Raw genomic sequence first — 12,241 nt, 5'->3', positions numbered from 1 at the left:
GGGTTTTTTGCGTTCAGGCGTGGCTCGGCTTGCGCGGCGTGCTGCCCGGCCCCACGCGGGTTTGCAGGAAGTCGAGCAGGGCGCGCAGCGCGGCGCTGTTGTGGCGCCGCTGCAGGTAGGCGGCCGACAGCCACATGTCCTTGCGGGCGTATTCCGGCAGCACAGGCACCAGCTCGCCGTGGTCGAGGTGCGACTGCACCAGGATCGAAGGCAGGTAGATCACGCCGAAGCCGTGCATGGCCACGCGGATCAGCGGCGCGCCCTCGGTGCAGTCCATGCGGCTTTTCACGGGCACGTCGAGCGGCGTGCCGTTGTCGTCGAAGCGCCAGACCGGCTGCTGGCCCAGCAGCGAGAAGGTCAGCGCGTCGTGGCTGGCCAGGTCGCGCGGGTGCTCGGGCTTGCCGTGCTTCTTCCAGTAGACCGGGGAGGCGCAGACCACCATGTTCATGAGGCGCAGCTTGCGCACGATGAGGTTGGCGTCTTCCACCGGGCCGCTGCGCAGCTCGACGTCGATGCCTTCCTCGGCCAGGTCGACGGTGCGGTTGGTCAGCTGCAGGCTGATCGTCACGTCGGGGTAGTAGCGCATGAAGTCGGCCAGCAGGTTCGGAAACTCGCCGCTGCCCATGCCGTGCGGCGCCGAGATGCGCAGCCGCCCGCTGGGCTGGCTGGCGCGGTCCTGCAGCTCCGACTGGGTGAGCTCGACCATTTCGAGCATGGGCGTGCTGCGCTCCAGCAGCAGCTGGCCGGCGTCGGTCAGGCTCACCGAGCGCGTGGAGCGGTTGAGAAGGCGCACGCCGAAGCGGGTTTCCAGCTCGGCCACATACTTGCTGACGGTGGCCTTCGACATGTCGAGCCTCTTGGCTGCCTGGGAAAAGCTGCCGTGCGAGGCAACTTCCCGGAAGGTTCTGATCAGATCGAGACTGTCCATGTGAATGAGCCCATTGTTTCCGTTTTGGGAACGCGATGGTTCGATTCTCCCGGGTTTTTCCTAACTGGTTCGAGCGACACTTCGGTTACACGCCGACATCGCCAGCCTGGCTGGGTCGTTGGAAGGAACTGAAATGAAGACCTCGAACCTCATCGCCGCTGCCGTTTTGTCCCTGCTCGCCGCCTCCGGCGCGCAGGCCCAGGGCGCGCAAGCCAATGGCGCGCCGGGTTTCGAACCGGTGCGGCCGCTGCAGGCCGTGACCCGCCGGGCCGACGTGGCATCGGGCGCCGATGCCGCGGCGCGCGGCGGCAATGTCTACGGCGACGTGGTAGCGGCGCCGCTGACGTCGCGGCCGAGCTCGCGCGACCGGGCTTCGATCCGTGCCGAGGCGGTTGCCGCCGCTCACGCGCCGAACCAGAACCTCGACCGCCGCGCCTTCGTCAACAGCGAAGTGCCGCCGCAGTTCGAGGCGCCACGCCGCTGAGACGAAAAGCCGGCGTTCACATCGATCGAAAGCCGGGCCGGTGCGAACCGCCCGGCTTTTTCTTTGCATGCCCGGATGTCAGCATTGTTTCAATAGAGGAAACACCGTGTCTCTGAACCGAGTGATTTGGCAATGCCTTTCGCCCGGAAACTCGCCGCACAGGCAAGCGAACCAGCAAGCCTGGTGGACGAACCATCCGACGAACACACTAGGAGAACTGACAATGAAGACCTCGCAAATCCTCGCCGCTGCCGCCCTGACCCTGCTGGCCGCCACCGCTGCCCAAGCCGAAACGTACCAAGGCGTGAACACCGCCGTCTCGACCAAGAGCCGTGACGACGTGAACGCCGAAGCCGTGCGCACCGCATCGGCGCCGAACCAGAACGTGACCCGCGGTTCGCGCGGCGCGGAAACCGTCGCCGTGTCGAAGGACCGCGCCCTGGTGGAAGCCGAAGCCGTCCGTACCGCCTACGCTCCGAACCAGAACGTGACCGCCGGTTCGCGCGTGAACAGCAAGGTGGTGTCGAACATGCAACACCCGATGGACGTGAACGTTCAAGCCCAACAAGGCTCGGGCGCTGTCGCCAAGTAATTGAAGTGGCCCTTCGGGGCTGCCGAAATTGAAAAAGGGCCCCGCGAAAGCGGGGCCCTTTTTCTTTGGCGCGGCAGGCCGGGCGCTCAGCGGGTGCGCGCCAGGTAGCGCTTGCGCCAGAAGATCAGCACCAGCAGCACCGCGATGACCAGCATCGAGGTCATCGCGATCCAGAACCCGTCGGCCTTGTGCACCAGCGGAATGAACTCGAAGTTCATGCCGAAGATGCCCGCGATCAGGTTCAGCGGCAGGAACACGGCGGTGAGCACCGTCAGCACCCGCATGATGTCGTTGGCGCGGTGGCCCTGCACGCTGAAGTGCATCTGCACGGCCGTCTCGGCGTTCTGCTCCAGCCGGTGCACGTGGTGCACCACGCGCTCGATGTGCTCGAGCACGTCGCGGCTGCGGATCATGATGAGCTCGCGCTCGCGCAGCTCCGTCTCGCCCTTGGGCACGGGCAGGGTCTCGAGCGAGTCGATCCAGTCCTGCATGGCGGCGCGCTGGTCCTCGCAGATCTCGTCCAGGTGGTGCAGCGACTGGCGTGCCTCCATCAGCGCGCCCCAGTTGGTGAAGCGGCTGCGCGGGTCGATCAGCTCGGTCTGCCAATGGTCGAGCTGCTTGGTGAGCTCGCGCCGCAGGTCGAGGTAGCCGTCGACGATCTGGTTGATCACGCGCAGCATCAGGTCCGACGGGCTGGCCGGCAGGCGGGCCGAGGTGGCGCGCACGTCCAGCGCCGGGGCGCCCCGGTCGTCGGGCGATGCGGCCGCCAGCAGCCGCGTGGCGAAGGCGTCGCGCACCGCGCCGTCTTCCGGGTGCACCGACAGCAGCACGCGGTCGAAGACGGCGAAGCCGACCGGGCGGGTGTCGACGCGGCGCAGCACGGGCGGGCCGCTGCGGGGGGTGGGAGGTGTTGGGGGCGCGAGAGGCGTCGCGGGCGGTGTTTCGTTCCCGGTGCCCTTGCCATTGCCCAGATTGGCCAGCGCAGGCTGCCCCTGCCCGTTGGCCAGGCGCCGGAACACCAGCACGTCGTACTGCGAGGTGTAGTCGTAGTGCGAGGGCAACTGGTCGTTGAGCAGGTCGGCCACGTGCAGGTCGACCAGCTGCGTGAGGCACAGCGCCTGCAGGATCTGTTGCACCTCGGCCAGGGAGGCGCGGAATTCCTCGCGCGTGAGCGAGATCCACAGGTAGCCGCCGGCACCGCAGGCGCCCGGCACCGCAAGGGGTGCCAGCGCGGCGTGCTCGCTGACCTGCGTACGGCTGATTTCGAAGATGCGCATGCCCGGTGCCCGCGCGCTGTCAGCTTTTCAGCAGGCGCGCGGCGTCGAGCGCGAAATACGTCAGCACGCCGTCGGCGCCGGCGCGCTTGAAGGCCAGCAGGCTTTCGAGCACCACGGCGTCGTGGTCGAGCCAGCCGTTCTGGGCGGCGGCCTTGAGCATGGCGTACTCGCCGCTCACCTGGTAGGCGAAGGTCGGCACGCGGAACTCTTCCTTCACCCGGCGCACAATGTCCAGGTAGGGCATGCCGGGCTTCACCATCACCATGTCGGCGCCTTCGGCGATGTCGATGGCGACCTCGCGCAGGGCCTCGTCGCTGTTGCCGGGGTCCATCTGGTAGACCTTCTTGTTGCTCTTGCCGAGCGTGGCGGCCGAGCCGACGGCGTCGCGGAAGGGGCCGTAGAAGGCGCTGGCGTACTTGGCGCTGTAGGCCATGATGCGCGTGTGGATGTCGCCGCGGGCTTCGAGCGCGTTGCGGATGGCGCCGATGCGCCCGTCCATCATGTCGCTGGGCGCCACGATGTCCACGCCGGCTTGCGACTGGGTGAGCGCCTGCTTCACCAGCACCTCGACCGTGGCGTCGTTCAGGATGTAGCCGGTTTCGTCGAGCAGGCCGTCCTGGCCGTGGCTGGTGTAGGGGTCCAGGGCCACGTCGGTCATCACGCCCAGCTCGGGGAAGCGCGCCTTCAGCGCGGCCACCACGCGGGGAATCAGGCCGTCGGGGTTGAAGGCCTCGTCGCCGTTGGGCGTCTTCAGGCTGGCGTCGATCACGGGGAACAGCGCCATCACCGGAATGCCGGCTTCCACGCACTGCTCGGCCACGGGCAGCAGCAGGTCGAGGCTCAGGCGTTCCACGCCGGGCATCGAAGGGACGGCATCACGGCGCTTGTCGCCTTCCTGTACGAACACCGGATAGATCAGGTCGTGTGCAGTGAGCGCATGCTCTCTAACCAGGTTGCGGGTGAAAGCGTCGCGGCGCAACCGTCGCGGCCGCCCGGCGGGAAACATGGCCAGGGGGGAATTTGATGACGTCATATATCCAAAATTGTGCCTGAAGCACTCTTTCGCAGTACGCCGCGCCATGTGGCCGGTTGTCTGACAACTACGGAAAATCGTAGAACCAAGGTTCTCAATTTTTTGCTTCAAATGTCAAAGAAAGTGCCTCAGTCGCTTGAAACCTTGTTTCGTCTTTGTTAAATTCTCAGCGGGCGGCTTGCCGCTCCCCGCTTTTCCTCCCTGAGCGGGTGCCTTGATGTGTGACAGCAAAAGGGCTTCCCAGCCCGACGTGAAGACGTCGGGCTTTTTTTTGCCCGTCGCCTTTGCGTGCACGGGCAAAACGGGCGGTGGCGGGAGGCGCGCCACTAAACTGGCCCGCATGCTCTGGGTCAAATCTCTTCACATCGTCTTCATCGCCAGCTGGTTCGCGGGGCTGTTCTACCTGCCCCGGATCTTCGTCAACCTGGCCATGGTGCCGCCCGAATCGGTGGCGGAACGCGCCCGGCTCCTGCTGATGGCGCGCAAGCTGATGCGGTTCACCACGATGCTGGCGGTTCCCGCGATCGTTTTCGGCGCCTGGCTCTGGCTGGGCTACGGCATCGGCCGCGGCCCGGGCAACGGCTGGATGCACGCCAAGCTGGCGCTGGTGGTGGTGGCCATCGGCTACCACCACGGCTGCGGCGTGCTGCTGCGCCGCTTCGTGGCAGGGCAGAACCGGCGCAGCGACCGCTGGTACCGCTGGTTCAACGAGCTGCCGGTGGTGTTGCTGCTGGCCATCGTGATCCTGGTGGTCGTGAAGCCGTTCTGAGGCCGGGGCATCCAGTGGACCAGGCGCCAAGGCCGCACAAGTCCGCCGCGCTCCCCCTGGCGCTGGCGTACGCGGCGCTGATCGTCTATGCCAGCCTGTACCCGTTCGCCGACTGGCGCGACCAGGGGATCGCCCCTTGGGCCTACCTGTCGGCGCCCTGGCCCAAGTACTGGACGGGCTTCGACTTCGCGATCAATGTGGTGGGCTATGTGCCCTTCGGCTTCCTCTGTGCGCTGGCGGTGCTGCGCACGCGCCCCGGCGCCGGCGTGTGGCGGGCTGTGCTGCGCGCCACCGCGTCGGGGGCAGCCATCGCCTTTGCCATGGAGACGCTGCAGAGCTACCTGCCCGCGCGCATTCCGTCCAACGTCGACCTGGGGCTGAACACGTCGGGCGCCATCCTCGGCGCGGTGCTGGCGGCGGGGCTCGAGCGGCTGGGGGCGGTTGCGCACTGGAGCCGGGCGCGCTCCCAATGGTTCGTGGAGGACGCGCGCGGCGGCCTGGTGCTGCTCGCGCTCTGGCCGTTCGCGCTGCTGTTCCCGGCGGCCGTCACCTTCGGGCTGGGCCAGGTGTTCGAGCGGCTCGAGGTGGCGATTTCCGAATGGCTGCTCGACACCCCTTTCATCGACTGGCTGCCCGTGCGGCAGTTCGAGCTCGAGCCGCTGGTGCCGGCGGTCGAGCTGCTGTGCGTGATGCTGGGCGCGCTGGTGCCGTGCCTGCTGGGCTACCTGGTGGCGCGCTCCGTGGTGCAGCGCGCCGTGCTGCTGCCGCTGACGTTGCTGGCGGGCGTGGCGGCGTCGGCGCTGTCGGCGGCGCTGAGCTACGGGCCCGACCACGCATGGGCCTGGCTCGACCTGCCGGTGCAGGTCGGCATGGCGGCCGCGCTGTTCACCGGCGTGCTGCTGCTGTTCGCGCCGCGCCGCCTCTGCGCGGCGCTGCTGCTGGTGGGGCTGGTGCTGCAGCTGAGCCTGCTGAACCAGGCGCCCGAGAGCGCCTACTTCGCGCAGACGCTGGCAACGTGGGAGCAGGGGCGATTCATCCGCTTCCACGGGCTGGCCCAGTGGCTGGGGTGGAGCTGGCCTTTCGCGGTGCTGGCCTATGTGGTGGCGGCGCTGTCGCGCCGCAGCGGGGAGAAGGCGAAGGTTGACCAGGGCTGACCAAGGCTGACAGGAGCCGACAAGGGCCTACAAGGGCCTACAAGGGCCTACAAGGGCCGACAAAGGTTGACCAGGGCCGGCAAAGGTTGAACAGGGCGCGCTGGAAGGGCCGGTCACTAAAATCCTGCGATGCCCAGCCCCACACCCGCCGCACCGACCGGCTACTACGGCCGCCACATCTTCTTCTGCCTCAACGAGCGCAAGAACGGCGAAGACTCCTGCGCCCTGCACAACGCGCAGGAGGGCTTCGACCGCTGCAAGGCGAAGGTCAAGGAGCAGGGGCTTTCCGGGCCCGGCAAGGTGCGCGTCAACAAGGCCGGCTGCCTCGACCGCTGCGCGGGCGGGCCGGTGGCCGTGGTCTATCCGGAGGCCGTCTGGTACACCTTCGTCGACAGCGAGGACATCGACGAGATCGTCGAGTCCCATCTGAAGAACGGCCAGGTCGTCGAGCGCCTCGTGCTGCCGGCCGACGTCGGGCGCTGAACTTTTTCGCCGGCCCTTCGCTCGTACCGTGCGTAACCTGTGCCAATGAATTCCCAAACAGAAAAACTCAGCCTTCAGGGCGCCGCCGGCGCAATCGAGGTGCAGCGCGACCAGCCCGCTGAAACCGCGCGCGGCATCGCCGTGATCGCCCATCCGCATCCGCTGTTCGGCGGCACCATGGACAACAAGGTCGTCCAGACCCTGGCGCGTGCCTTCGTGGCGTGCGGCTGGACCACGGTGCGCTTCAACTTCCGCGGCGTGGGCGCCAGCGAAGGCGTGCACGACGAAGGGCGCGGCGAACTCGAAGACATGCTGAATGTCGTCGGCCAGCTGGCGCCCGAAGGCCCGATCGCGATTGCCGGCTTTTCGTTCGGCGCGTTCGTTGCCAGCGGCGCGGTCGAGAAGCTCTGGGTCGAACGCGACGTCCGGCAGATCGTGCTGGTCGGCACGGCCGCCGCGCGCAACGTGGTGGCCCCGCTGCCCGCCGAGGCGCACGAACGCGCGCTGGTCGTGCACGGCGAGGCCGACGACACCGTGGCGCTCTCCGCCGTGATGGACTGGGCGCGGCCGCAGTCACTTCCTGTCACAGTCGTCCCCGGGGGCGGCCATTTCTTTCACGGACAATTGCCGCTCCTCAAAAGTCTCGTTGTCCGCCATCTGCGCGCGGGCATTGCCTGATCGCCTCGCAGGCTTGTTTTCGTCTCTTTCCGCACTCTCCATGAATCGTTTTCTAGGCGCGCTCCGCACGCTGGTCCTTGCCGCCGCCGCATCCGTCAGCCTCATCGCCGCCGCCCAGGTGCCGGCGCCGCCCGAGATCGCAGCGCGCAGCTACCTGCTGCTGGACGTGACCGCGAACCAGATCCTGGCGCAGAAGGACATCGACAGCCCGGTGGAGCCGGCCTCGCTGACCAAGCTGATGTCTGCCTATGTGGTGTTCGACGCGCTGCGGGCCAAGAAGATCACGCTGACGCAGACCATGCCGGTCAGCCCGCGCGCCTGGAAGATGCCCGGCTCGCGCATGTTCATCGACCCGAAGATGCAGGTGCCGGTGGAAGACCTGATCAAGGGCCTGATCGTGCAGTCGGGCAACGACGCCACGGTGGCGCTGGCCGAAGGCGTGGGCGGCACGGTGGAGCACTTCGTCGAGATGATGAACGCCCAGGCCAAGGCGCTGGGCATGAAGAACACCAGCTACAAGAACCCCGAAGGCCTGACGGCGCCCGGCCACACCACGACGGCCCGCGACCTGAGCATCCTGGCGACCCGCCTGGTGCGCGACTTCCCCGAGGAAGCCAAGTACTACGCCATCAAGAAGTACCGCTACCCGGGCACGCCGTCGACCAACGACACCAACCGCAACCTGCTGCTGTTCCGCGACCCGACCGTCGACGGCCTGAAGACCGGCCACACCGAGGCCGCCGGTTACTGCATGATCGCCACCGCCAAGCGCGACTTCCCGAACCTGACCGGCGGGCGCCGCCTGCTGGCGATCGTGCTGGGCACCACCGGCGAGACCGTGCGCGCCAACGAATCGCAGAAGCTGCTGAACTGGGGCTACACGGCCTATGACGCCGTTCGCCTGTTCGACGGCGGCCAGCCGGCCGCCACCCCGGCCGTGTGGAAGGGCAAGTCCAACACACTGAAGCTGGGCCGCCCCGAACCCATCGTGGTCGCCGTGCCGGCAGGCACCGCCAGCAAGATCAAGACCCAGGTGTCGCGCCCCGACCCCCTGGTGGCGCCGTTCACCAAGTACCAGCCGGTGGGCTCGCTGAAGGTCACGCTGGACGACCAGCCGGTGGCCGACGTGCCGCTGGTGGCCCTGGAGCCCGTCGAGCAGGCCGGTATCTTCGGCCGCGCCTGGGATGCCGTGCGGCTCTGGATCAAGTGATCCGGAGGCGATAAACACATAGACGCGGCCTGCGGCAGGGCTTTCGCCACGGTCGGTCTTGCTGTTTCGGACTCGTTTGCTATACTCGTGGGCTTTTCGGAAATTTCCGAAGGGTTTCACGTTTTCGTCATCTCCCGGTTGTTCCTGCGTCACGACAGGAGCGGTTAATAGCCAAAGCCGGGCTGTTTTGGGACTTATTCATTCATGCCAACCATCAATCAACTGGTGCGTCAGGGTCGAACGGTCGAAAAGATCAATTCGAAGAGCCCTGCCATGCAGAACTCGCCGCAACGTCGCGGTGTCTGCACCCGCGTCTACACCACGACGCCCAAGAAGCCCAACTCGGCGCTTCGTAAAGTTGCCAAGGTCCGTCTGACCAATGGCTTCGAAGTCATCTCCTACATCGGCGGCGAAGGCCACAACCTGCAGGAACACAGCGTCGTGCTGGTTCGCGGCGGTCGTGTCAAGGACTTGCCCGGTGTTCGTTACCACATCGTGCGCGGTTCGCTCGACTTGCAAGGCGTGAAAGACCGCAAGCAGTCGCGTTCCAAGTACGGCGCGAAGCGCCCCAAGAAGGCTTAAGCCTTCCTGTCGTTAGAAAACAAGCGGTGTTCGGTTGCCTTGGCAGGCACATCGAACGAAGTGACCCAATGTCGGGTCGAGTAAGTGAGAGTTCGAACTGGCTCTCGCGGTATCGGAAACGGTACCAACTGAAGCAAAGAGGTTAAAAAAATGCCACGTCGTCGCGAAGTCCCCAAACGTGAAATCCTGCCGGATCCCAAGTACGGCAATGTCGAGCTGTCGAAGTTCATGAACGTGATCATGGAAGGCGGCAAGAAGGCTGTTGCCGAGCGCATCATCTACGGTGCTCTCGACTTCATCGAAAAGAAGAACCCGGACAAGGACCCCCTCGAAGCGTTCACCGTTGCCATCAACAACGTGAAGCCGATGGTCGAAGTGAAGTCGCGCCGCGTGGGCGGTGCGAACTACCAGGTTCCGGTCGAAGTGCGCCCCGTGCGCCGTCTGGCGCTGTCGATGCGCTGGATCAAGGAAGCTGCCCGCAAGCGCGGTGAGAAGTCGATGGCCCTGCGTCTGGCCAACGAACTGATGGAAGCCACGGAAGGCCGTGGCGGTGCCATGAAGAAGCGCGATGAAGTGCACCGCATGGCAGAAGCCAACCGGGCGTTCAGCCACTTCCGCTTCTAAAAATCAAACTTCGCTTGGGCGTTGGGTGTCGAGTGTCGGGCGTTGTGCCCGTGCTCGGGGCCCAGCGCTCAACGCATTTCAACCCGAAAGTAAATCATGTCCCGCAAGACCCCCATCGAGCGCTACCGCAACATCGGCATCTCCGCGCACATCGACGCCGGCAAGACCACGACGACCGAACGTATCCTGTTCTACACCGGTGTGAACCACAAGATCGGTGAAGTGCACGACGGTGCCGCCACGATGGACTGGATGGAGCAAGAGCAAGAGCGCGGTATCACGATCACGTCCGCTGCCACCACCTGCTTCTGGAAGGGCATGGCCGGCAAGTTCGACGAACACCGCATCAACATCATCGACACCCCCGGCCACGTGGACTTCACCATTGAAGTCGAGCGCTCGATGCGCGTGCTGGACGGCGCGGTCATGGTGTACGACGCCGTCGGCGGCGTGCAGCCCCAGTCGGAAACCGTCTGGCGCCAGGCAAACAAGTACAAGGTGCCCCGTCTCGCGTTCGTCAACAAGATGGACCGTACCGGCGCCGACTTCCTGCGCGTGCGCCAGATGATGGTGGACCGCCTGAAGGCCAACCCCGTCGTGATCCAGATCCCGATCGGTGCCGAAGAGCACTTCCAGGGCATCGTCGACCTCGTGAAGATGAAGGCCATCATCTGGGACGACGACAAGGGCGTGACCTTCCAGTACGGCGACATTCCGGCCAACCTGACCGATGTCTGCAACGAATACCGTGAAAAGCTCATCGAAGCGGCTGCAGAAGCCAGCGAAGAGCTGATGAACAAGTACCTCGAAGGCGGCGAGCTGAGCGAGGAAGAAATCAAGAAGGCCATTCGCCAGCGCACCATCGCCGGCGAAATCCAGCCGATGCTGTGCGGCTCGGCCTTCAAGAACAAGGGCGTGCAGGCCATGCTCGACGCCGTCGTCGAATACATGCCCGCTCCGACCGACATTCCGCCGGTGAACGGCCTGGACGAAGACGAAGCGCCTGTCATCCGCAAGGCTGACGACAGCGAGAAGTTCTCGGCTCTCGCATTCAAGCTGATGACCGACCCGTTCGTGGGCCAGCTGACCTTCGTGCGCGTCTATTCGGGCGTGCTTTCGAAGGGCGACAGCGTCTACAACCCGGTGCGCGGCAAGAAGGAACGTATCGGCCGTATCGTGCAGATGCACGCGAACAACCGCGAAGAAGTCAGCGAAATCCGCGCCGGCGACATCGCCGCCTGCGTGGGCCTGAAGGAAGTGACCACCGGCGAAACGCTGTGCGATCCGGATGCAATCGTGACGCTCGAGCGCATGGTGTTCCCTGAATCGGTGATCTCGCAGGCCGTCGAGCCGAAGACCAAGGCCGACCAGGAAAAGATGGGCATCGCCCTGCAACGCCTGGCTCAGGAAGATCCTTCGTTCCGCGTGAAGACCGACGAAGAATCGGGCCAGACCATCATCGCCGGCATGGGCGAGCTCCACCTTGAAATCATCGTGGACCGCATGAAGCGCGAATTCGGCGTGGAAGCCAACGTGGGCAAGCCGCAAGTGGCTTACCGCGAAACGATCCGCAAGACCGTCGAAGATGCCGAAGGCAAGTTCGTTCGCCAATCGGGCGGCAAGGGCCAGTACGGTCACGTGATCCTGAAGCTCGAGCCGCAGGAAGCCGGCAAGGGCTTCGAGTTCGTCGACGCCATCAAGGGCGGTGTGGTTCCTCGCGAGTACATCCCCGCGGTGGAAAAGGGCGTTGTTGAAGCGCTGACGCAAGGCGTGCTGGCGGGCTACCCCGTCGTGGACGTCAAGGTCACGCTGCACTTCGGTTCGTACCACGACGTGGACTCGAACGAAATGGCGTTCAAGATGGCCGCCATCTTCGGCTTCAAGGAAGGCGCCCGCAAGGCCAGCCCCGTGATCCTCGAGCCGATGATGGCCGTGGAAGTCGAAACGCCTGAAGACTACGCCGGCAACGTGATGGGCGACCTGTCCTCGCGTCGCGGCATGGTGCAAGGCATGGACGACATGATCGGTGGCGGCAAGTCCATCAAGGCCGAAGTGCCGCTGTCGGAAATGTTCGGCTACTCGACCACGCTGCGTTCGATGTCGCAAGGCCGCGCCACGTACACGATGGAGTTCAAGCACTACGCTGAAGCTCCGCGTAACGTTGCCGAAGCCATCGTGGCCGCTCGCGCAAAGTAATTTCAGGAATGTGGGGCCGTGCAGTGCGCGGCCCTTCTTGTCTGCGATCGTGTGCCCTCCGCTGCCCGTGGCGAAGGAACCAGCAATGCGGTGCAGACATAAAACCAATACACGGGACATGCTCTTTCAAGGATTAAAAAATGGCAAAAGGTAAGTTCACCCGTACCAAGCCCCACGTCAACGTGGGCACGATCGGTCACGTCGACCATGGCAAGACCACGCTGACGGCTG

14 protein-coding genes are annotated in these 12,241 nt (G+C 65.3%); 11 read left to right on the top strand and 3 right to left on the bottom strand.

Features of this window, described 5'->3' with window-relative positions:
* Positions 1 to 13 precede the first annotated feature (13 nt).
* Complete coding sequence (locus BM004_RS31470) at positions 14 to 928, bottom strand: LysR family transcriptional regulator (RefSeq protein ID WP_093133792.1); 915 nt, start codon at positions 926 to 928, stop codon at positions 14 to 16.
* A gap of 133 nt (positions 929 to 1,061) precedes the next feature.
* Here BM004_RS31470 and BM004_RS31465 point away from each other — a divergent pair, with 133 nt between their 5' ends.
* Complete coding sequence (locus BM004_RS31465) at positions 1,062 to 1,412, top strand: alpha/beta hydrolase (protein WP_093133795.1); 351 nt, start codon at positions 1,062 to 1,064, stop codon at positions 1,410 to 1,412.
* A gap of 223 nt (positions 1,413 to 1,635) precedes the next feature.
* Positions 1,636 to 2,004 (top strand): DUF4148 domain-containing protein, encoded by a 369-nt coding sequence (locus BM004_RS31460; RefSeq protein WP_093133797.1) that lies wholly within the window; start codon positions 1,636 to 1,638, stop codon positions 2,002 to 2,004.
* Between the two features lie 86 nt (positions 2,005 to 2,090).
* Here the strand turns inward: BM004_RS31460 and BM004_RS31455 are convergent, their stop codons facing one another.
* Together BM004_RS31455 and hemB are read right to left on the bottom strand one after the other, a co-directional pair.
* Positions 2,091 to 3,281, bottom strand: coding sequence for a magnesium transporter CorA family protein (locus tag BM004_RS31455; protein WP_093133800.1), 1,191 nt, complete (start codon positions 3,279 to 3,281; stop codon positions 2,091 to 2,093).
* A 19-nt stretch (positions 3,282 to 3,300) separates the two neighbouring features.
* The gene (hemB, locus tag BM004_RS31450) at positions 3,301 to 4,287 is read right to left on the bottom strand and encodes a porphobilinogen synthase (protein WP_093133802.1); all 987 of its coding nucleotides are present in this window, start codon (positions 4,285 to 4,287) and stop codon (positions 3,301 to 3,303) included.
* A 367-nt stretch (positions 4,288 to 4,654) separates the two neighbouring features.
* Here hemB and BM004_RS31445 point away from each other — a divergent pair, with 367 nt between their 5' ends.
* The 9 genes from BM004_RS31445 to BM004_RS31405 form a co-directional block, all read left to right on the top strand.
* Complete coding sequence (locus BM004_RS31445) at positions 4,655 to 5,083, top strand: CopD family protein (protein ID WP_093133805.1); 429 nt, start codon at positions 4,655 to 4,657, stop codon at positions 5,081 to 5,083.
* A 14-nt stretch (positions 5,084 to 5,097) separates the two neighbouring features.
* Positions 5,098 to 6,237 (top strand): VanZ family protein, encoded by a 1,140-nt coding sequence (locus tag BM004_RS31440; RefSeq protein ID WP_093133807.1) that lies wholly within the window; start codon positions 5,098 to 5,100, stop codon positions 6,235 to 6,237.
* A 129-nt stretch (positions 6,238 to 6,366) separates the two neighbouring features.
* A complete protein-coding gene (locus BM004_RS31435) occupies positions 6,367 to 6,720 on the top strand; it encodes a (2Fe-2S) ferredoxin domain-containing protein (protein ID WP_093133809.1) in 354 nt (117 codons plus the stop codon).
* 45 nt (positions 6,721 to 6,765) lie between these two features.
* On the top strand, positions 6,766 to 7,398 hold the full coding sequence (locus BM004_RS31430) for an alpha/beta hydrolase (RefSeq protein ID WP_093219218.1): 633 nt from the start codon (positions 6,766 to 6,768) through the stop codon (positions 7,396 to 7,398).
* Between the two features lie 40 nt (positions 7,399 to 7,438).
* Entirely contained in the window at positions 7,439 to 8,608 is a 1,170-nt protein-coding gene (locus BM004_RS31425; protein ID WP_093219217.1) for a D-alanyl-D-alanine carboxypeptidase family protein, read from the top strand.
* Between the two features lie 204 nt (positions 8,609 to 8,812).
* On the top strand, positions 8,813 to 9,190 hold the full coding sequence (gene rpsL / locus BM004_RS31420; RefSeq protein ID WP_013543948.1) for a 30S ribosomal protein S12: 378 nt from the start codon (positions 8,813 to 8,815) through the stop codon (positions 9,188 to 9,190).
* A gap of 150 nt (positions 9,191 to 9,340) precedes the next feature.
* Positions 9,341 to 9,814 carry a 30S ribosomal protein S7 gene (gene rpsG, locus BM004_RS31415; RefSeq protein WP_007829591.1) on the top strand — a complete coding sequence of 158 codons (474 nt, stop codon included), beginning with the start codon at positions 9,341 to 9,343 and terminating at the stop codon, positions 9,812 to 9,814.
* A gap of 96 nt (positions 9,815 to 9,910) precedes the next feature.
* Positions 9,911 to 12,010 (top strand): elongation factor G, encoded by a 2,100-nt coding sequence (gene fusA, locus BM004_RS31410; RefSeq protein ID WP_093133817.1) that lies wholly within the window; start codon positions 9,911 to 9,913, stop codon positions 12,008 to 12,010.
* A gap of 140 nt (positions 12,011 to 12,150) precedes the next feature.
* On the top strand, positions 12,151 to 12,241 hold a 91-nt coding region (locus tag BM004_RS31405; protein WP_038111923.1), incomplete at its 3' end, for a GTP-binding protein.

The sequence above is a fragment of the Variovorax sp. OK212 genome, assembly GCF_900112425.1.
In the GTDB taxonomy this organism is placed as follows: domain Bacteria; phylum Pseudomonadota; class Gammaproteobacteria; order Burkholderiales; family Burkholderiaceae_C; genus Variovorax.
Note: the sequence above shows the minus strand (reverse complement) of the source record. Positions and strands in the feature narration are given on the sequence as shown.